Annotated in this window: 16 protein-coding genes; 6 read left to right on the top strand and 10 right to left on the bottom strand. The window is 53.8% G+C overall.

Translation table 11 applies throughout. The features are described from left to right. Positions 1 to 46: 46 nt before the first annotated feature. From V8352_RS17000 to V8352_RS16990, 3 genes are all read right to left on the bottom strand, one after another. Entirely contained in the window at positions 47 to 1,066 is a 1,020-nt protein-coding gene (locus V8352_RS17000; protein WP_336425498.1) for a class I SAM-dependent methyltransferase, read from the bottom strand. Between the two features lie 268 nt (positions 1,067 to 1,334). Further along, on the bottom strand, positions 1,335 to 1,601 hold the full coding sequence (locus V8352_RS16995; RefSeq protein WP_336425497.1) for a Txe/YoeB family addiction module toxin: 267 nt from the start codon (positions 1,599 to 1,601) through the stop codon (positions 1,335 to 1,337). Then, entirely contained in the window at positions 1,598 to 1,849 is a 252-nt protein-coding gene (locus V8352_RS16990) for a type II toxin-antitoxin system Phd/YefM family antitoxin (protein ID WP_336425496.1), read from the bottom strand. The genes V8352_RS16995 and V8352_RS16990 overlap by 4 nt, the downstream gene beginning before the upstream one ends. A gap of 409 nt (positions 1,850 to 2,258) precedes the next feature. On the opposite strand from V8352_RS16990, the gene V8352_RS16985 reads away from it, so the two are divergent. Continuing rightward, positions 2,259 to 2,870: a recombinase family protein gene (locus V8352_RS16985; protein WP_336425495.1), complete on the top strand. Its 612-nt coding sequence runs from the start codon at positions 2,259 to 2,261 to the stop codon at positions 2,868 to 2,870. Positions 2,871 to 2,981: 111 nt separating this feature from the next. On the opposite strand, the gene V8352_RS16980 is transcribed toward V8352_RS16985, so the two are convergent. The 3 genes from V8352_RS16980 to V8352_RS16970 all read right to left on the bottom strand — a co-directional run bounded on the left by V8352_RS16980 (position 2,982) and on the right by V8352_RS16970 (position 6,840). Continuing rightward, complete coding sequence (locus V8352_RS16980) at positions 2,982 to 4,133, bottom strand: TadE/TadG family type IV pilus assembly protein (protein WP_336425494.1); 1,152 nt, start codon at positions 4,131 to 4,133, stop codon at positions 2,982 to 2,984. A gap of 261 nt (positions 4,134 to 4,394) precedes the next feature. Continuing rightward, a complete protein-coding gene (locus V8352_RS16975) occupies positions 4,395 to 5,348 on the bottom strand; it encodes a lysophospholipid acyltransferase family protein (RefSeq protein ID WP_336425493.1) in 954 nt (317 codons plus the stop codon). Positions 5,349 to 5,400: 52 nt separating this feature from the next. After that, complete coding sequence (locus V8352_RS16970) at positions 5,401 to 6,840, bottom strand: glycosyltransferase family 4 protein (RefSeq protein WP_336425492.1); 1,440 nt, start codon at positions 6,838 to 6,840, stop codon at positions 5,401 to 5,403. A 132-nt stretch (positions 6,841 to 6,972) separates the two neighbouring features. On the opposite strand from V8352_RS16970, the gene V8352_RS16965 reads away from it, so the two are divergent. Then, entirely contained in the window at positions 6,973 to 8,262 is a 1,290-nt protein-coding gene (locus tag V8352_RS16965; protein WP_336425491.1) for a glycosyltransferase family 4 protein, read from the top strand. Between the two features lie 27 nt (positions 8,263 to 8,289). On the opposite strand, the gene V8352_RS16960 is transcribed toward V8352_RS16965, so the two are convergent. Next, positions 8,290 to 9,354, bottom strand: a complete 1,065-nt coding sequence (locus tag V8352_RS16960) for a replication initiator protein A (protein WP_336425490.1) — start codon at positions 9,352 to 9,354, stop codon at positions 8,290 to 8,292. A gap of 755 nt (positions 9,355 to 10,109) precedes the next feature. Between V8352_RS16960 and V8352_RS16955 the strand changes: the two genes are divergently transcribed. Beyond that, positions 10,110 to 11,897 carry a DUF4214 domain-containing protein gene (locus V8352_RS16955; RefSeq protein WP_336425489.1) on the top strand — a complete coding sequence of 596 codons (1,788 nt, stop codon included), beginning with the start codon at positions 10,110 to 10,112 and terminating at the stop codon, positions 11,895 to 11,897. A 228-nt stretch (positions 11,898 to 12,125) separates the two neighbouring features. Next, complete coding sequence (locus V8352_RS16950) at positions 12,126 to 14,279, top strand: DUF4214 domain-containing protein (RefSeq protein ID WP_336425488.1); 2,154 nt, start codon at positions 12,126 to 12,128, stop codon at positions 14,277 to 14,279. Positions 14,280 to 14,378: 99 nt separating this feature from the next. Here the strand turns inward: V8352_RS16950 and V8352_RS16945 are convergent, their stop codons facing one another. Together V8352_RS16945 and glmM are read right to left on the bottom strand one after the other, a co-directional pair. Next, a complete protein-coding gene (locus tag V8352_RS16945) occupies positions 14,379 to 15,248 on the bottom strand; it encodes a class I SAM-dependent methyltransferase (RefSeq protein ID WP_336425487.1) in 870 nt (289 codons plus the stop codon). Positions 15,249 to 15,466: 218 nt separating this feature from the next. Further along, complete coding sequence (gene glmM / locus V8352_RS16940; protein ID WP_336425486.1) at positions 15,467 to 16,810, bottom strand: phosphoglucosamine mutase; 1,344 nt, start codon at positions 16,808 to 16,810, stop codon at positions 15,467 to 15,469. A gap of 238 nt (positions 16,811 to 17,048) precedes the next feature. Here glmM and V8352_RS16935 point away from each other — a divergent pair, with 238 nt between their 5' ends. Further along, the gene (locus V8352_RS16935) at positions 17,049 to 18,455 is read left to right on the top strand and encodes a DUF4214 domain-containing protein (RefSeq protein WP_336425485.1); all 1,407 of its coding nucleotides are present in this window, start codon (positions 17,049 to 17,051) and stop codon (positions 18,453 to 18,455) included. A gap of 13 nt (positions 18,456 to 18,468) precedes the next feature. Here V8352_RS16935 and V8352_RS16930 read toward each other — a convergent pair whose 3' ends face one another. After that, a complete protein-coding gene (locus tag V8352_RS16930) occupies positions 18,469 to 19,476 on the bottom strand; it encodes a Hint domain-containing protein (RefSeq protein ID WP_336425484.1) in 1,008 nt (335 codons plus the stop codon). A gap of 191 nt (positions 19,477 to 19,667) precedes the next feature. On the opposite strand from V8352_RS16930, the gene V8352_RS22010 reads away from it, so the two are divergent. Further along, positions 19,668 to 19,895, top strand: coding sequence for a type II toxin-antitoxin system RelE/ParE family toxin (locus tag V8352_RS22010; RefSeq protein WP_442971059.1), 228 nt, complete (start codon positions 19,668 to 19,670; stop codon positions 19,893 to 19,895). Positions 19,896 to 20,059 lie beyond the last annotated feature (164 nt).

Raw genomic sequence — 20,059 nt, 5'->3', positions numbered from 1 at the left:
CTGATACAAAGGGCACTTGAGTTCTGAGGACGCCAACACGCACTGGTCAGTCTCCGATCGGTTTCGTTCCAAGGATTGCCAGATCCTGTGGGCCAAACATCAAGAAGGCCAACTCGTCATTGAAGTCAGACTTGGACAGGAATTCGCCGAAGCGTTCATGGGGGTTGAGGCCATGTATGTTTATCGGATTGAAGCCGGCGGTCTCAAGGAGGACCTCCATGACTTGCTCAGGCATCGGTTTGAGGTGTGTTGGATCGGTATGGAAGGTCGTGGCTCCTACAAGCACATTTCGGGTATTTGGCGTCTCGAAGAGCAAGAGACCGCCCGGAGCCAAGACACGCAGTGCCTCGCGCGTGATCCAGGCGACCGCATCAAACGGCAAGTGCTCGATGAGATGATGTGCGGAGATGACAGAGAGGCTGTTATCTTCCTGATCGGCCAGCATTTGCAGAGCGTTGCCCTGAATGACATCAAGACCATACTCAAGAGCCTCTTCGATCTGTACAGGGCTGAGGTCCACCCCAAATCCCTTGATCCCGTTTTCATCGAGGAGGCCCAACCATTCGCCACGCCCGCAGCCAAGATCCAGAACAGGTTTTTTCTCGGTCTGGATCCAAGCAGCCTCAACATCCGGCAGGTAGACCTTCAGACGTCTGGTAATCTCTTCGGGTGCGCCGCGGTAGCGGTTCTCAAACCGATGATAAAAGGTGTCCTTGAATAGATCGAAGCCATCGGTTGTCGGGAGATCAAACTCGGCAGGAGCGATATCCGGCACAACCCTTTTATTGTTTGCGACGTCATCAAGTCTGCGAGACAGATCACTACACATACGGGCGAGCAACGCCGTATTGGATTGGGTGATGCGCTCCAGAATGGCTTTTTCGCGCCCATAATCTTTGACCAGGTCTTCAGCCAACGTATCATGTTGGCGGAGACTCTCTGAAAGATTGCGCATGTCCTGATCCAAGCGATCAACCCTGGCACGGGTTTCCTTGGATAATCCCTTGATGCGGCCCAGTGTGAAGATGGCAGAGACATAGAGCTCAAGCCGCTTGAGAAATTTCATAGCTCATCTCCTGTTCGGGACTGGGGAAAGGCTATGGACGGACTGCATCTGGGGGGCGTGCAGTCCGTCACAGCCTCAGGCGTTGCCCGTCGTTCAAATGGTTCCCTCGAAACTTTCCAGACAACCCGACCGGCATCCTTTCTCGAAGCCTTTTCTCAATCGCGTATCTTAGAGAGCAATTCAAGCATGAGTTGGCTGTTGCGATCTTCAGGCACCGAACTGGATGCTGAGTACGGTCAGGTCTGCTCTTACGCTCGGTTCCAGGCGTTCAGTAATGAAACCCCAGTTGCGCAATCTCCAGGCTCTGGCCGTCGCCAGTCCCACTAACGCGGTAGACCATTCGATCTTCCTGAGAAATTCGCCGAGACCACCAGCCGGTCAGATCGCCCTTCAAAGATTCCGGCTTGCCGGTCCCTTTGAAGGGGGTCCGCTTGCACTGCTTGATCAGTTCGTTGATCCGCTCACGCACCTTGTCATTGGTGTTGGCCCAGTACTGATAGTCTTCACAAGCCTGATCGGAAAAAACCAGCTTCACTCGGTAAGTCCACGCTCTTCGCCAGTTCCAGCATTGAGTTGCGCGATCGCCGCATGCAAGCGGGATGCGTTTTTCGGTGTGGACAAGAGGTGCAACGTCTCGTTGACAGCGTTCCAAGTGTCCAAGGATATGACCACGACGGCTTCACCCTTTTTGCGCGTCACGACAACTTCTTGCTTGTCGTGAATCGCTCGATCCATGACACTCTTCAGTTGAGCGCGTGCGGCTGAGTAGGTCATTACATCCATTTGCAGTCTCCTTTATCCCCCAATTTATGTACAATATTACGTACAAGTAAAGGGGTGGTATGAAGACGGCAGTCAATTTCATAATGAATTTGCAAGAGCGAGCCGGCTCACATGGACGCTATCGCCATCCGCCTCGCAAAGGACGCTTCTCGTGAGGAGCTTCGCAGACGGACTGGTCTGGCAGATGGCTATGACCAAGCTTGGCCCCTCTTTGTCGAAAGCGCCAGATTCCTACGCCGCCTTTGGGTTGCTAGCAAGAAAAGGTTGTTAGGCGGACTCTGCGTTGCATGTTTCCTTTGCTTAAAGAGTACCCTTTGCGTATATTTGTTTATGATATGAGTTAAGGTACAAAGATGATGATCCAAAGGCCCAACCTTCTGCATGTTTCACAAACGATCGTTTGTGAAACATGCTGATCGGGTACGCTCGGGTATCAAAAGCGGATGGGAGCCAATCGCTCGACCTGCAACGGGATGCCTTGCTCGCAGTCGGTGTCGAAGAGAACCAGATCTACTCGGATCGTGCGTCAGGCAAGAAAGATGACCGCTCCGGTCTGGACGCCTGCCTCAAGGCATTACGCGACGGCGATGTCTTGGTTGTCTGGAAACTCGATCGCATGGGCCGCAGCCTCCACCACCTTGTCAGAACCGTCAGCATGCTCTCCGAGCGCGGTATTGGTCTGAAGGTACTCACGGGCCAGGGAGCGCAGATTGATACAACAACTGCAGCAGGACGCCTCTCATTTGGTATCTTCGCAGCTCTTGCCGAGTTCGAAACCGAGTTGATCCGCGAACGCACCTTGGCAGGGCTTCAGTCCGCCAGAGCGCGCGGCAGAACCGGAGGGCGAAAATTTGCGCTTTCAAAGTCTCAAGTGCGCCTGGCTCAGGCTGCCATGGCCAACCGTGATACATCCGTTGCCGAGCTCTGCAAGGAGCTGGGCGTGACGCCCGTCACGCTTTATCGATACGTCGATCCCAAAGGAAACTTACGAGACTCCGGCAAACGGGTGCTCGCCTCTTAGCGTAGGATTTTGTGGATTCCTGCATCAGCTCTGGCACGGGCATGTCAACAACGACGCCGTGCATGACAATTCAGCGGCAGGTTACAGCCAACACAATTTGCGGCCATGGCATCATTCAACAAGATATGGTGGACCTACAGAAACGGCATGTTCTTCATTGTCGCATTCAACGTTCAGTGTGACATTTCCACCGAACGTAATAGAGTTCGCAATAATTCCAGTGCAACCTAATCCATCAATAGTAAGTACTGCATTTCCGTTGACGGTTATGTCTGACTTTGGAGCGTAGAGTCCAACCCCCGCAAAGCCACCCATCTCCTGAGGCATGACAGACAGAACTTTTTCGCCACCCCTCATGTCTAAATCCACACCCTCCGTAAACACCAGGGTGTTGCCATTTCCAGTCCAGTCAGAAGAAATCGATTCAAACTTGCTTGAAAACCCGTCCACACACAAGACTCCTGGGTAGAGTTTGAAAACACCACTGCCCTTCTCACCCTTTTCACCGCCCTTTTCGCCCTTCTCTGGTGGTAATTCTGTTGCTAAATCCTCAGGGAGTGATCCTGTGTAATCACACATATTACTGTTAAAATAATCTTTAAAAGGGTCTTCGAGCGGGATCTTGGGGTTAACTTTAATCTCGTCTTTGCAGGCTGCTTGATTTTTGAAACTTACTGCAGCACATTTTGTACCGAGGGTTTGCCCGTTGGCAGCGATTGACCCATTCGATCCTACACCACATCCCTTCAGATTATACGTACCTCCTCCGTTTGCGGTGAATCCATCTTTTTCGCCGCTTCCCAGAGCTAGGATGCATGGTGTGATCTTAGTTCCAAGAAATACTTTTGAATTTGTATTTATTGTCACGCTGGTTCTGGCATCTATTAAACGTGGCAAGATGAGTGTCTTGTCTTCAGAAATGGACACCTCGACATATTCAGCGTTCCCAGGGTTATCAAAACTGACAGTTACGCCAGATGTAACACCGTTGAGAGCCGCGACAGATTTCGCGACAGATGTTGCCACTTTGACTTTGTTATCCGATGTCTCTGAACTATTTTTCTTGTACTCGACCGCAGCACCATAGGCAGCGGCATCGGATGTTCGTTGATTCTCGGCTCTTGTTATAAGGCTCGATCCATATTCAAGTGCCAATCCCGCAAAACCCAGAAGGACCGGCATAGCCACACCTGCGATGATGAAAGCGCCACCCTGCGTATCGTCAAAAAAATCTTTTGCAAATTTGGCGACTTTTGCAACCATGGAAACCATTCCTATCGCTTGAGCGTAATGTCAGCTGGACTCACCCACATTAGTTTACTCAAGTAACACGAAACGCACCATCCTGACCATTTGGCCTGACCTTATGGCCACTTCCTCATGCGCGCTGCCCTCCCGGACGCAAGGCAAACTCACCCACACCAAAGCCCTGCCAGGCTGCATAGCGCACCTCGATGAATGTTTATATTTAGCTCTCCAGCCCTCCGGCTAGTGAAGATCGCTTTATCGCCACCAAGGCCTTCACTACGGATCGTCTCCCGGATCAAAGACTTGGGCTGCGAGGCGTGCTGCGCCCTTTTCGGCCGTCTCACCAGTTCCATCTTTCCAGCGCAGATGAATCCAGAACCACTGATCCATGTTCTGGCGCACCTGTGCTTCAAGCCGAGCATTGAATTCACGGGTCATCTCGATCGGATCTCCGGGGGGTATGGGCGCCTCGACATGAACGTCGAAATCCAAACCATTGGATCGGCGGATGCCCCAGACGGGCACCAAAAGCGCATCGAACTTCAGAGCCAGCTCCGCCGTTATCAGCGATGTCAGAGCAGGTTGGCCAAAGAAATCGAGTGGTACACCACCAGGGGTATTGAGATCGTTGAGAATGGCAAGAGTGCCACCGGAGCGCAGATGTTTGGTTGCTTGCATCATGCCGCGCCTACCCTGTTTGAACATAGGCCGGCTCAGGTGTTCCATTGCCTTGGTGTAATGCACATTGAAGTACCGGTTTCTCAGTGGGCGATAGAGCGCTCCTATCTCAAAACCTTGTTCGATCATTGCCATGCGTGCAGCATTGAAGCTGCCGAAATGCCCCGTGACCAATATTATCGGACGGCCTTCGGTGCGAGCACGCTGAATGTCGGGAAGGCCAGGACCAGTGACCGGGGAGCGCCGTGCACGATCCGCAAACTTAACCGCCGAATACATCTCCATCATGTTGCGGCCAGCGTTGTCCGGTACTGCCCGCATGAGGCGGCGCACGTCACGCTCAGGCATGTCTGGCATTGTCAGAGCGAGGTTCTTGCGCACACGTTCCGAATAGCCGGCAAGGGGCGCAACAATTCGCGCCGTGATCCAGCCAAGAGCGGGAATGCGCCAGCGGTACGGCAGGATACCAAGAGACAGTATCATGGCGCGCAGAGATAGGTTGACCAGATATTCACCCACGCGTCGCTTCAGCGCATCTTTATCCTCGCGCATGAACCACCTCTTGCCCGTCACCGATCTTGGTGCCTAAGCGCAAACCTGCATGTCAGGTGACCAGAAGGTCAACAAAATCTGATGTAACATCATCCCAGCTGCGCAATCGGGTGCTGGCAATCCTTGCCTCCAAGGCAGTGCGATGATCAGGCTCGGCAATCAGCTTACGACAAGCGGCATAGATACTGTCAATGGAGCGAGCATCACAATACTCCACCATGTCGCCCCCTACTTCAGGCATCGATGAGTTGTCCGCAACAACAGCGGTCTTACCGAAAGACAAGCTCTCACCTATGGGCAATCCCCAGCCTTCGTAGAGGCTCACCGTCGCCGTGAACAAGCAAGTTTCATAAAGATACGCCAGCTCAGCATCCGTCGGATGGTTGGCGAGCTGGATCCACCCCCCCAGATTACCCGTGGCTTTGATGAGCTGGTTAAAATCCTCGTTGTACCAGCCTGGCTTGCCAGCAAACACGAGCTTGGGAAGATCCAGGTTGCCCTCACGGCTGAGCCGCTGCCAAGCCTGTGCCAGCCGCCAGATATTCTTGCGCGACTCCATGGTGCCGACCACCAGCACGAAAGGCATCTTGGACAGGTTGAGGATATCACGCCGCAAGCCAAGGTTACGATCTATGCGGGCTCTGTACGTACTGGACCCAGCCTGTAGACCAGCACTACGCGCTATTGCCTCACCATTCGCCACTTGGAAATCTTGGGCAAGCGGAACAGTCTTAATGGGACGAACCACACCTATCTCGTCCATGAAGGCAGAAAGGTCACGGGCCGTATTCTTCGAATTGGCAAAATACCTGGCACAGTAGCCGCTCGATGCCTTGAGCCAGTCGTAGAAGTCTTCGCTGAAATCAGATGCGATATGTTCCGGCGTGATGATCGGGATCAGATCATGAATGAGCTGTGATATCTCCAGGCCTCTCTGATCTTTGAGGCCCTGAAAGCATTCACCTAGTCCGTTTATGGACCAGGTGGCGCCCAGAACTAAGAGATGATCCCCGTGCTCAGCGATGTCCAAGACAGGTTTACGTTCGAGGTCGGAGAATTTGGAGCTTGGCTCTGGCAGGGCACCGGCACGAAAGCTGTTCCATTCAGCGATACTGGAGCCCTGTTTGGTGAAATGCGCCTCGTTACCACGCAAGGCATGATAGCTGCGGCGCAAATAATGGAAATGGTACTTGAGAGGATGGTTGCGGTAACGCTCCAATGTCGGAGCAGTGCCCACCCGCGGGCGTGCCCCTCGACCATAGAACACAGAACTCCAGACATCAGGGTCGAACTCGATCATGTCAGCCACGAAGTCTGCTTCCATGGACAGGTATTCGCGCCGCCTGCGATCCCAATAAGACAGGCGCACCGCTTGCAGGCCATGCCGCTCGATCATCCGTTTGATGACCTCAAAGGACACCCTCTGGATACCAGTGACCGTCGTATGCCTTTCAACATAAAACATAATGTCGGTGACATCGAAGAAATGCATTCTCATCAACCCGCTTGTAAGCCTGTACCGTGTCTGGCAGATGCCACGCCGAGGCAACAAAAACCAACCATCTAGGCTCTTTGGCTGCAAACATGATATTCCTCAACCCCTCAGTAGTGCTAAGAGGCTCGCATGGCTGCAGTGTATTATGACCTTTCAGAACAGTTCTTAGCTTCAGGTGTGAAGTTCAAGTACTATGGTATTGCCCGCACTGTCATGGAAGTGGGCTATGAGCTTGCTGTGTCAGGCGCAGACGTGCGGTTCGTGATATTCTCTCCAGCTCATGAGCGCTTCTTCGAAGTAAACCCGCGCATCGGTTCGCTTTCACCCACAGGTATTCTCGATCCTGGGCTGCCCCGTGCCGCCACGCCAAAGCGGATGCGCTATAGCTTTCCCACGCAGAGCCGTCTGCGTGACGCAATCTATCCGGCAGTGCAATGGACCGTGCGAAAAATGAACCTGAAGCGGTGGCGCAACGTTCCTGAAGGCATGGTTAAAGAGGTTGATCTGGATGGGCAGATATTGGTGTCTCTGGGAAGACCCAAGATCATGGCTGATTACCTGACCGTGATGGATAAGGCCGGCGTCAAGATCCGGTTGAACCCGCTCTTGCACGACATGTTTCCGCTCTATGGATCCGACCATGTAAGGCAAGGCACGTTCACCAGAAACTTCCTCCACGACAACAAAATCGTGATCCGCCATGCTGAGCGTCTTCTGTCAAACTCCGAGTTTACCAAAGCGGAGATAGAGCGGTTCTCGGCTTTAGGCCACTTGCCCGCTCTACCCCCAATAGTTGCCATTCCATTGAGCCATGAAATGCGCCCAACGGATGAACCCATCGTGCAGACAGGTCCAACAGAGCCCTATCTGCTTGGCGTTGGCACCATGACAGGACGTAAGAACCTTGAATGCGTATTGAATGCGATGGTATATTTGCGCGTGACCGGGCGGCCAGTCCCCGTATTCGTACTGGCCGGAGCACATCGCAAGCGAACAGAAGCCTACATCAAGGGCCCAGGCTTGTCGTCAATACGCTCACGCATTCATTTCGCGCTGAACCCCAATCAGGCCGAGCTGTGTAAGCTCTACGAAAACGCACTCGCCCTCGTCATTCCCAGCCGCATGGAAGGTTGGGGCCTGCCACTGGGTGAGGCGCTTTGGATGGGGACGCCAGCTCTCGCTTCCAACGCTCCTGTATTGAAAGAGGTAGGCGGCGATCTTGCTGAGTATTTCGATCCAGATGATCCAACAGCTTTGGCAGATAAGATCGACAAACTTCAGTCTGACCCCGAAGGATACAGCGCGCTCAAGACACGTCTCGCAGCAGCCCGGCCTAGATTGCGTCCTTGGAAAGATGTGGCGCAGGACATTCTTGCTGCAACCGAAACCACCAACGAGGCTGGAGCCAAAGTTCATTGAGCCAAGCTGGGGCGCCAGGATCTTCGTTTAAGAGGGACGCCCACGCTTTTCGAACCACTTAGAGCAGAACCCGATGAAAGCCTTTTCAGGATCACGTGGAGCATCCAGACCACCATCGGCCATCCAGCTCCGCCAAGTCTGCTCCAAGTAGTGCACATCCCACCCTGGAGCCACGGCACGCGCTTTTTCATGCGCTTCGCTACCAAGCTTGATCTGATCATCAAGGACATCACCCGCAAGGCAATCCATGGTTCCACGGTTCTCAAAGAGAACCATGTCGCCTTCCATGCAGATCGCGTAGTCTGGCATGTGATGATGAGCTTTGTCCTGCTCAATGATCGCACCGATTAAGCGGCGAAATTCACGCATCGTCGAGATGGAACCGCATTTGCGTTGTAGCGCAGAGAGACCGATCTTCCATTGCTTCTGGCGCCCACAATGCTTGCGCGCCAGTTCGTAGAGACGACGCTCCAAGGGCTTTCTCAGACGGAAATAATTGCGATGCAACGTCAGCACTTCATGGGCACGGATAGCATTGAAGACCCAGTCCGATAGCTCAACCTCGATTTCCTGCATACGGCCATCGCGTGTCTCTCGAATGATCCGAGCACGGTCAATGATGCTGAAGATGTCGAGTTGCTCGGTCCCACCAGTGCTGATGTTGGTTTCAATTTGAGTGCCCTGAAGACGGATGAGGGATGCACGTAGTGCTTTGTACCCCCGTCCATCCGTCACCCGGTTCGTGGCCTTGAGCAGATCATAGGCTTTCAACCGTACGACCCGCTGCACTTCCCGCCCTTCATTCAATGCCGCGATAACCTGGCTGATGCAGTAGATCAGGATATCACGATCATGGATCGTCGCCAGTCCATCCGAAGAGGGACGAATCTCCACGTAATTCTTGCCACTCTCATCCTCGTAGCGGCGCAGATGATGGTCTGGTTTGGTCGATAGCGAGAAGATCGGATGCGCCATCGAGGCCATATCGCCCTTTGGAGCAGCATCGAAGATGTCGCACACGAAAAAATCCTTCTGATCCTGACGATCAGGAAGAAGAGGAGACCGGTTATCTTTCGTGATATCACCCACCATGGAGCCACAATCGTGATATCACCCACGCTCGTCAAGCTTTTCGTGATATCACCCACACCTGCATTCTTTCGTGACTCTACACACGTTCTTTCGTGACTTTACACACGCTCTTTCGTGACTCTACACACGGGGGGTCTTAAATTACTGATGCATTACAGGTAGTTAGAGCGCGTTTTTTTGGCGTAACACACTATTTAACACATATATAACACACACACAGAAGGCGAAGGCCTGTGGATAACTTTCAAGCCGGACATTTGGGATGATCATCTGCCTTACCAATGCCACCCCTTGAAGAGGCTTAGAAAGCGAAGAGCGGCGATGTGGAGTGACCAGATTACTCGTTAATCAAACCGTAAGACTTGGCCCGTAACAATCGGTCGACGACACATTGAAGGTCATTCCCGATGGGACTCAAGACAAGCAAAGCCTCACAGCTCAACGAGCTCTTGACCGAGTATATTGAAAAATACGGTCTGACAGACAACGCACGGGCATATTTTCATGACCCTGAGCACAATGCAGAGGGTCTGCTAGCCAAACAGCCAGCCCGCCAGTCCAAACAGCCAGTCCACGAGTCCAAATAGTATCAGGCATCACAACTCATATTCTGCCGACATAGCCGGTGCAACGGCTCATGGGCTGCAGCAAGAGGACAGAATCCGCACTTCGTAAGTTTGGATGACACTGCTGCGCCATCATACGAATGGCATTGGATGCGGTGGATCAAGCTTATGGAACACACTCTACCGATCGTGGATAATATCCTCCGGGATGATTTCACTACAGACAAGATCCGAGGTGGTTCTGGAAACGATCACCTCATCCACCATCGGGATCTCAGCGTGGGAGCACATTCCAGCGTTGGATTGACTGGATTCAGTGGGGACGACATTCTCGAAGGCTCCGTGGCGCGCAATGGCCAGATCCACATGTTTGGCGCAGACGGGAACGACTGGTTTATCCTCGATGTCACCAAGATCTCCGATGCGGTCGGGATGCAAGGGCATCATGCCTATGGCGGACCTGGCCAGAACACGTTTCAGTTCAAAAACATTGAGAAGAATTCCGCCCCGATCATTGGGCGTATCGATGACTTCAGCCCGACCTCGGACCACATTCTTATCGAGGGCACAGAAATCAACCTGGAGGATCTACCCGCGACCATCAAGCTGCCTAGCGGGAAGGACGTGCATGTTCGAGTGATCGCTATCGAACACCCGGAATTTATCGTGGAAGACTTGGGCGTCCAGCACTTCCTGGCCATTGGTGACAACATCTTCTACGCGCTCGAGGGGGCCCGAGACTTACAGAACGGGACCTCCGGCATGATCGGTGAAGAGCGTCACTTTCTGAAGCCAGACGCCCTTGAGGTGCTGAGAGCGGCTGAGACAGTCCAGTACGAGAACCCTAATAATTTTGTTCCGTTTAACCTTTACGAGCACCGGGAAGGTGAGCTGAACCTGAATTGGAACCAGCGTGGAGAAAGCGTCTTTGCCGAAATCGGCGACAAGGCAGCATCTCACATGTACGGCAGCAAAAATAACCCTAACGCCCCCAGCTCAGATGGAGAGCAGGTGATGACGGGGAGCAGCGGCGATGATGTGATCAATGCCAATAACGGCAATGACACAGTTTTCGGCGGCCAAGGCGATGATTTGATTGCTGGCGGAATCGATAACGATGTCCTCTACGGCGAAGATGGAAACGACATGCTCTGGGGCGGAGACGGAGATGATAGGCTCCACGGCGGAAGCGGAAACGATATGCTTGATGGTGGCAGGGGCATTGACACGGCAGTCTACTCTGGCAACGCATCAAACTACACGCTGATATTCGGCGCCGCGTCGACCACGATCACTGATCGTCGATCTGATGGCGATGGCAGCGATACGCTCTCCAATATTGAGTTTCTAGAGTTCGATGGCGGCACGCTCGATCTGGATAAGGTTAGCGGTATGGTGAAGTTGTCTGAGCAGGAATTTGAAAGCTTCATCGAACTCTACATCGCCTACTTCAACCGAGCGCCTGATGCTGTTGGCCTGAACTTTTGGGGCACCGCCTTTGCCAACGGCACGTCGTTGGAGGATATAGCAACGCTATTTGTCGATCAGCAGGAGACGCTGGCAGCGTACCCAACGGGCACCTCCAATAATGCCTTCGCTGAAACGGTTTATAACAACGTGCTGGGACGCACACCGGATCAAGTAGGATTGGATTTCTGGGTAGGCCAACTCGACTCCGGCACTGTCAGCCGTGACCAGTTCATTCTTGAGGTTTTGAAGGGCGTCAAGACAGGCTCTCCCGACAGAAGTTACCTGGATACCAAGGTGGACCTCGGAGCGTGTTTCGCAGTCCACAAGGGCATGTCAGACACCGGTAAGGCCGCTGCAGCCTTGGCTCTCTTTGATGGCACTCAGGCCGGGACAGATGCGGCAGTCTCCGCCATCCAAGGCTATCATGCAAATGCCATAGACTCTGCCAGCGGCGAGTTCCTCATGCCTCTCGTCGGAGTGCTGGATGACGTGTTCGCCTTTGCCTAAAGAGGTCTCAGCAGGCTCGGCAATACAGTTAGATCTCACGCGTCCACCTGTGTTACCGCGGCCGCTAACCGTCCGGCTAGTCCATCAAGCCTAATGGTCTTGGAATCGCGGTTTCCTCATACTCTGGTGGTGTGATTGATCTGAAGTCACCTATCCTGCGGCGACTCCGCTTGCGGCATAGAGAAGCTTCTATATGCGCTCCGAGGCGCGATGATGGAGATCCTTATAATGGCTGATCCGTTTTCTGGTGGCCAAACAAGCACCGCTCCATATTCAACGAACCCCTTTATTTCGGGGCTGCTGAAAGGTGATTTCATACGCTGGGGCACTGGTTCGGATACAACAGTGACCTACAGCTTTCCCTGGACCACATCGAGTACAGCCCAGTGGAGTACAAATTACGGGTACGGCGAGCCTGAGGCAGAATTTCGCTTTGGTCTTAACGCTGTTGAAATGGCTGCCGTCGACACTGCCCTGTCTGAATGGGCAAAGGTGATCGATGTGGATTTCGTCAAAATATATGAAACCGATACATTCGTTGGGGACATGCGTTTTGCATTCTCGTCATCTCAGGAAAATGCGTGGGGCTGGGCCTATTTTCCGAGCAACTACTGGCCAAGTGGCGGTGATATATGGATAAGCTCGAACTACGCCAATGATCCCAATTGGAGTAATTCGACTTACAACTTTTTCGCTCTGTTGCACGAGATTGGTCATGCTTTGGGCTTGGAGCATCCCTTTGATGATAGAGATGGAGACGTCTATTCTCAGGCTTATGACACGCGCACCCATACGGTCATGTCATATACAAGTCCTGACAAGGTATTTGCTTGGGACAGCGCAACAAAGCAAAGCCTTTGGACCATCCAAACTCCGATGGTTTACGATATTCTGGCGGCACAGCACCTGTATGGCCCCAACTGGGACTACAACTCCAGCGACACCGTTTATACGTTTGATCCAACTGAAGCAGTGCGTAAGACCATCTGGGATGGGGGCGGTCAGGACACATTCGACTTCAGTAGCTTCACGCTCGATCTCTCAATTGATCTAACACCAGGCTCCTATTCGGACGCTCCGATACCAGGATGGGACGCTTCGCAGAACATTGGTATCGCGTTTGAAGCGCTCATCGAGAACGTCATTGGGGGGGCTGGTAATGACCATCTGATTGGCAACTCCCTGAACAACAGCCTTACTGGGGGCGCAGGCAATGACATGCTAACGGGAGGGAGTGGAGCCGATACATTCAAATTCCAGAGCCATTTTGGGCACAACACCATCACAGACTTTAATGTGGAAGAGGATTTCTTAGAGTTCTTGGGATCCGACGGGCTTGCCCTGAAAGGCGCTGGAACCTTCATAGACATAGGGACGACCGCTAAGGGTGACGCCAGAATAGTTGCCAATGCCCGCTATGAAGGAGCCTCAGGAAGCATCACACTTCTTGGTGTCGCGCCGGAGGCGGCAGCAAGCATTTTTCCGACTTTCAAGAACGCTGTCACTGGAGCATCTGCAGGTGATGTTCTCCGCGGCTCTACCGGCTCAGACTTGATTCAGGCTCAATCAGGTGACGACACCATATTGGGCAGCCAAGGCAATGATGAGCTCGATGGTGGGGCCGGGTGGGACATGGTTGCATACTCGGGGAACCAGAGCAGCTACTCGCTTAGCCTTAGCCCAACCTCAATCATCGTCACCGATCGGCGCTCAGATGGTAACGGAACAGATACGCTCATCGACATTGAAACTCTGAAATTCAATGACAAGAGCTTTGACCTGACCAAGTTCGGCGGCACCACGGGGCTATCCGCTGAAGCGTTTGAGAGCTTTGTTGAGCTCTACATCGCCTACTTCAACCGGGCACCCGATGCTGTCGGTCTGAACTTCTGGGGCACAGCTTTCGCCAATGACACAACACTGGAAGAGATGGCGACGCTGTTCATCGATCAAGACGAGACGTTAGCTGCGTACCCAACGGGCACCTCCAACAATGCCTTTGCTGAAACAGTTTACAACAACGTCCTTGGCCGCACGCCAGACAAGGCTGGGTTTGACTTCTGGGCAAGTCAGCTCGACTCCGGCACTGTCAGCCGTGACCAGTTCATTCTTGAGGTTTTGAAGGGCGTCAAGACAGGCTCTTCCGACAGAAGCTACCTGGATACCAAGGTGGACCTCGGGGCCTATTTTGCGGTGCACAAGGGTATGTCAGACACTGGCAATGCGGCTGCAGCCTTGGCTCTCTTTGATGGCACTCAGGCTGGAACTGATGCGGCTGTTGCAGCCATCAACGGCTATCATGCTGATGCTCAAGACCCTGCCAATGGCGAGTTTTTCATGTCTGTCGTCGGCGTGCTGGATGATCCGTTTGCCTTTGCCTGAAGCAGTAACTACCTGCTCAGCTCCGGCGTTGAGGTATGCGGCGGGGCTTCCCTGCCCTTCTTGGATAATGCAAGGGGGGCGCTGGAAATCCCTGACGCGTCACCGCTTGCGAGCCAGAACAACCTGTGACTTGTAACTCAAATCCCACGCCGCGCCATTTTCCGTGACCTCTAAAATGGTCAGCCCCGCACCTTGGATGGTCTCTAGAAATACGTGTTGTGGAAGCACATGCATCTCCATCTTATCAAGTGTGTCTGCTAAATCATCCGTAGCGCAGTAACGGTACCCTTGTCGGTATGTTTGGGCTTGAACATAAAGGTACCCACCCGGTTTCACGCGCGAGCACAACGCATTCAGTATTTCCAGCATAACAGGGGGAGGGTTATGTTGCAGGACGATGAGGCTTAAGACCAGCTCAAACTCAGGCAAGTTTTTGATGTCCTGAATGGAGCTGGCTCTGACGAGCTCGATGTTCTGACAGCCCATCCGCGCGACATTGGCCTTGGCTTCCCGCAAATGTGCAGCAGAGATATCAACTCCTAGAACATGACCGGTGCTTCGTGCCATTGGTACTGACAGGCGGCCAACCCCGCACCCGAAATCCATGGCGCTCTCAATGTTTGAGAGTGATGTGCCTACCCGGTTAAGCGCTGCATCCAAACGCGCTATATCGCCGTCACCCATACTGAAAAACTGGTCAATATGACTGCTGAGGCTCTCCTTACGGAACTTTTCATCTGTGATGACTGACCAGTGGGCATCCTCCTGCCCTAATCGTGACCAAGTGTCTTCCACTCGATTTTGCAAGCGCTTGAAGGTTTCTGGATCGACATGTGTATCAATGGTCATGGGGGCTGCGTTTGCGTGACGCATGATGATGGCATACGCCCGCTCAGTGTCCTCGTGGTCGGCATCGAGGTTTTTGCGAGTGTTGGCAGGCTTGTTGAACAGCTTGTGGAAAATTGTCATCCTGTGACCTCGCTAATTCGCCTGAAAAGTTCTTAATCCTAAAGTGCTTTAGCGGAGACAGGCAATCCACCATCATTAAAACCGAGGAGCGGCGGTAAGACATCAGTCGGAAAGAGGTGGTTCGGTTTGTTTGAACAGGTTCCAAGCATCCCGTGAGTAATTTTCGCCTTGATCATCCTGTCACAGCTCGGAGCACCAAAGGGTTGAAGCAGGCTGGTTCAGCCTGCTTTACGCACAGCCTCAGCAATGGTGGCGACGACATCCCGCAGCATTACCTCATCCTCGCATTCGGCCATGACACGGATCAGCGGCTCGGTTCCCGAGGCGCGTATCAACAGGCGGCCTTGCCCGTTGATGCGCTGCTCCTGCGTGCGGATGACCGTCTGGACATCGGCATTGGCGAGGGGGACAGCGCCGGCGTTTAGCTTGACGTTCTCCAAGAGCTGAGGCACTGGATCAAAACTGCGTAAGAGGGCGCTGGCGGGTTTGTCACTGGTCACCATGGTGGCCAGAAACTGCAAGCTTGCGACCAGGCCATCCCCTGTCGTGGCGTAATCGCTCATTACGATGTGGCCCGATTGCTCACCTCCGAGGTTGAAGCCGCCCGCCCGCATCCGCTCAACCACGTGGCGGTCGCCCACCTGGGTTCGCTCCAGCGCCAGACCGATCCCTTCAAGATACCGCTCAAGCCCGAGGTTAGACATCACGGTGGCGATCAATGCGCCTCCGGTCAGCCTGCCGGCCTCTGACCAGAGCCGTGCAAAGAGCGCCATGATCTGATCGCCATCGGCAACGCGCCCCATTTCGTCGATCAGCACGAGACGGTCCGCATCTCCATCGAGGCAGATGCCCAGATCGGCACCATGGTGTTGCACGGCATCGACTGCAGCCTGGGGTGAGGTTGATCCACAAGCCAGGTTGATGTTGTAGCCATCCGGTGTGTTTCCGATGGGGATCACTTCGGCACCCAGTTCCCACAAAGCTTCAGGCGCCACCTTGTAGGCCGCACCATTGGCACAATCGACAACCACTTTCAGGCCTGTCAGGCGCGTTGCGCGCGGGATTGTGGTCTTGGCATATTCAACATAACGGCCGGGACCGTCATCGATCCGCTTGGCGCGACCAATGTTCAACGGTTTCACCGGCTGGATCTCACCCGCCAGGATACGCTCGATATCGGCCTCGGATGCATTGTCCAGCTTGAACCCGTCGGGACCAAAGAACTTGATACCGTTGTCGTGGTGCGGATTGTGGCTGGCTGAGATCATGATACCCAGATCAGCCCGCATCGATCGCGTCAGGAACGCGACAGCGGGCGTCGGAACAGGACCCAACAGCAGCACGTTCATGCCAGTTGATGTCAGGCCCGCTGTCAGCGCGTTCTCCAACATGTAGCCCGAGCGCCGCGTGTCCTTGCCGATGACGACACGGTGGCCATTGTGCCCGTCGCGCCGAAAATGCCGACCCGCAGCTGCCCCGATGCGCAGCGCCATGTCTGCGGTCATGGGGTAGGTGTTGGCGGTGCCGCGAATGCCGTCGGTGCCGAATATCTTGGCTGTCATGGCTTGTGCCTTTCACCGCTGATGGCGTGGACTGTAGTCGTCTATATCTCTCTCATGGGGGATTGGCGAGGTTGGCCGCTCAAATACGGCCAGGTCGAAAAATTCCAGACTCATGTAACAGACCTATGAGAAATGAAGTATCAAGGAATAGGGCCTGATATGTGGACCCATGGGAATTGGCTTATTTCTGCCGGTTTGGGTAGAGCGTAGCGTTTGACGGAGAGTGACGGAGAGTGTGGTGCCAGAAAAAATTCTTCTGATTGGTCATAGCCTGGTCGGCAAGATCATGCCGCAGATGCTGAACTCGGTCATGACGACCTTGGGTCGTGATGTGCAGGCAGACGTCCAAGTGATCAATGGCGCACCACTGCGCTACAACTGGGACAACGGTGATCGGGCAGAAGGCGTGAATGCCCGAAATGCCTTGGCAGATGGCAGCTATGATGTCGTTGTGGTGACCGAAGCCATTCCCCTCGATACTCATCTGACTTGGAATGACACTCACGGATATGCCACGCGGTACTATAATCTGGCCACCAACGCCAATTCTGCCACCCAGTTCTACGTGTATGAGACCTGGCATAACCTTGGCTCAAACTTGGGGGCATGGCGCGCCCAGCTTGATGATGATCTGGGCAAGTGGGAAGGCATTGCAGATTACATCAATGCCCAGCGTGCAGGTGGGATGCCGGAGGCGCTGATCGTACCAGCGGGTCAGGCCATGGCGCGTCTATACGATGCGATCCAAGCGGGGCAGGTGCCAGGGCTGAGCTCAATTCGGGACGTGTTCAAGGATGATATTCACCTTAACGATCTGGGGCAGTGGTTCATTGCTGGATTGCAGGCAGCAACCCTGGCGCAGGTGTCGCCAAACAGCCTTCCGGCACAGACAGTTGATACTTACGGCAGTCCTTTTGATGCGCCTGATGCGGCGATGACCGCTGCCCTGACAGGTATCATTGGAGAAACGCTGTCCAGCTATGACCGCGATGGGGTTTCCGTCGCAGGAGAGAGTGGCACGGGAGAGGGCAGCGGAACTGATAGCAACAATGGCGGTGCTCTAGACAACGATGAGGTTGCCCAGATCGTTGAACTCTACATTGCCTATTTTGATCGCGCGCCTGATGCGGAAGGGCTCGCCTTCTGGGCCAATGAATACTCTAAGGGCTTGTCTTTGCAGGGCATGGCTGCGCTCTTCATTGATCAAGACGAGACCCGTAGCATGTACCCCGATACGATGAGCAACACAGCACTGGCCACGGCGGTCTATAACAACGTGTTGGGGCGCATCCCTGATGCCAAGGGCTTTGACTTCTGGGTAAGCAAACTGGACCAGGGGGCAGTGGGGCGTGATACGTTCATTCTGTCCGTTCTGGAAGGTGCAAAAGCCGTAACGGGAAGCGCCGCAGACGCGGCTTACCTTGAGACAAAAACAGACATTGGTTTGTACTTTGCAGCGATCAAAGGTTTGTCAGGTCATGCTGATGCGGTCTCTGTAATGGACCTTTATGACGGCAGCCCAACCAGTGTGACCAGCGCGGTAGCCGAGATCGATCAGATCTATGCAGAGGCGGGTGGTTCCACGGGTGGAGACTTCCTGATTGGACTCATCGGCGTCATCGACGATCCGTTCGCTGCTGCATGAGGACATTCCGACTTCAGGCAACCAGTTTAGCTTCCCAACGTCGCAGACATCGGCGTGCCGTGGAATGGGCAGCGCCAGACATCACATTAGGTGATGCCGTCAGCTCTGGAAAAATCGCCTCGATTTCAGTGCGCTGATCTGCACTCAAGGCGTCCAATGCCACTTCACCCAGATACAGGCTCTCGCTTGGAATGCCTTCTGCAAAGATCACCTCATGCTGCTCGAAGGCCAGATGCCCATAGCATACACGTCGCCGTGGTACCTGCCGGATAGTATCACCGTTTATTAGATGCACGGCTGCTGAAAGGACCTGCGCTTGACCGAAATACATCTCGGCGCGCCAACCCTCGATCAACATCCTGTGCTGTGGCGACACGACAAGCCTGCGCGGGTTACCCAAAGCCCCTGCGGAGATCTCAATCGGCGCCATTGACCCACGCCCTACTACCTCGCGCTGACCAGACCAGTGGACCGGCTGCAGCCCATGATCAAGCGTATGCACCAGATCCCCCGCTCTGATCACCTCGATAGGCAACGGCCCGGTCTCTGTTTCGATCAACGTGCCCGCTGCAAAGCACGGAAAGACTGGCGGTTCAGGAGAAAAGGTCTCAAAAGACAGTTGGGCTTCCCGGGGAGGATCGTTCCCTGGTCCATATTGAATGGTGCCTGCTGTCAGCCCGTTAACGTCAAAAACGATATTCTCAGACCCGGTGATGATCTGATGATCACCCGAGGATGCGCGGCCCTGAAACTGGTCATGCTGTGGGTTAAGGTTGGAATAGAGCGGCGGTGCAGGTGGGTCGCTGTCTGGATGCGCATAGATATCTACGAACTGCCCGTTTGAAAACAGGTTGTCCCCTTCGTTTACCTGCCTGATCACCACACGGAAGATATCCGAAGAGGTGCCAAGTGGTTCCACTCCCTCCAGTATAACCTTTGTTCCGTTTGAATTGCCTGATGTTGAGACGCTGGAAAAGGTGCCTACCTCATCCCCAGTCACAAATATTTCAACGTTGGCCACGCTACCGCCCCTTGCAACCCATCCCCCCAGGATTTGTTGTCAAATACGGCTTTTCCACTGTGCTCTTATCCTTTGTGCCCGAAAACGGAGCTCAATGGAAGCATGGAGCCTCAGTTGTAAGCTAGGCTTGGATTAACCCTGACCTTGAGCAGATCGCTTTCACGGCCTTGTTGTTCACTTCCAGCCCCTAAATGCCACGAGTAATATTCGCCCCGGCCGCAATCCGGGACCTGCAACGGCTGCGCGATTTCCTGCGCCCGAAGAGCGCCGATGCTGCACGTCGGGCTGGTGAGGCGATCCGGCAGGGCGTGAAGTTACTCGGTGCGCATCCCCGCTCGGGACGGATAGTTGACGATCTTCCCGAACAGTTCCGGGAAGACGCACCTAATGTGAGCGCTTTGCCACGTCTTGCGATATAAAGATTGTTAAAGGTGACCTTCTGCAGGTTAAGACATGGTTAGTATGAGCTAGAGTCAGGTTAATCGGAGTTAAGACAGACTATTACGCCGCTCTATGAGAGATTAACCACACTCTATTCAACTTAGTCGAACTTTACGCCAGCTATAGATGGTGCAAAAATACA

The sequence above is a fragment of the Roseovarius sp. D0-M9 genome (assembly GCF_037083805.1).
GTDB lineage: Bacteria > Pseudomonadota > Alphaproteobacteria > Rhodobacterales > Rhodobacteraceae > Roseovarius.
This window is presented reverse-complemented; position numbering and strand designations above follow the sequence as displayed.

Bases quoted from the DNA above. Each gene is read 5' to 3' on its own strand.
- V8352_RS16945 (WP_336425487.1), bottom strand. From the start codon at position 15,248: ATGACAATTTTCCACAAGCTGTTCAACAAGCCTGCCAACACTCGCAAA.
- V8352_RS16980 (WP_336425494.1), bottom strand. From the start codon at position 4,133: ATGGTTGCAAAAGTCGCCAAATTTGCAAAAGATTTTTTTGACGATACG.
- V8352_RS16985 (WP_336425495.1), top strand. From the start codon at position 2,259: ATGCTGATCGGGTACGCTCGGGTATCAAAAGCGGATGGGAGCCAATCG.
- V8352_RS22010 (WP_442971059.1), top strand. From the start codon at position 19,668: ATGCCACGAGTAATATTCGCCCCGGCCGCAATCCGGGACCTGCAACGG.
- V8352_RS16975 (WP_336425493.1), bottom strand. From the start codon at position 5,348: ATGCGCGAGGATAAAGATGCGCTGAAGCGACGCGTGGGTGAATATCTG.
- glmM (WP_336425486.1), bottom strand. From the start codon at position 16,810: ATGACAGCCAAGATATTCGGCACCGACGGCATTCGCGGCACCGCCAAC.
- V8352_RS16950 (WP_336425488.1), top strand. From the start codon at position 12,126: ATGGCTGATCCGTTTTCTGGTGGCCAAACAAGCACCGCTCCATATTCA.
- V8352_RS16965 (WP_336425491.1), top strand. From the start codon at position 6,973: ATGGCTGCAGTGTATTATGACCTTTCAGAACAGTTCTTAGCTTCAGGT.
- V8352_RS16970 (WP_336425492.1), bottom strand. From the start codon at position 6,840: ATGCATTTCTTCGATGTCACCGACATTATGTTTTATGTTGAAAGGCAT.
- V8352_RS17000 (WP_336425498.1), bottom strand. From the start codon at position 1,066: ATGAAATTTCTCAAGCGGCTTGAGCTCTATGTCTCTGCCATCTTCACA.
- V8352_RS16990 (WP_336425496.1), bottom strand. From the start codon at position 1,849: ATGGATGTAATGACCTACTCAGCCGCACGCGCTCAACTGAAGAGTGTC.
- V8352_RS16960 (WP_336425490.1), bottom strand. From the start codon at position 9,354: ATGGTGGGTGATATCACGAAAGATAACCGGTCTCCTCTTCTTCCTGAT.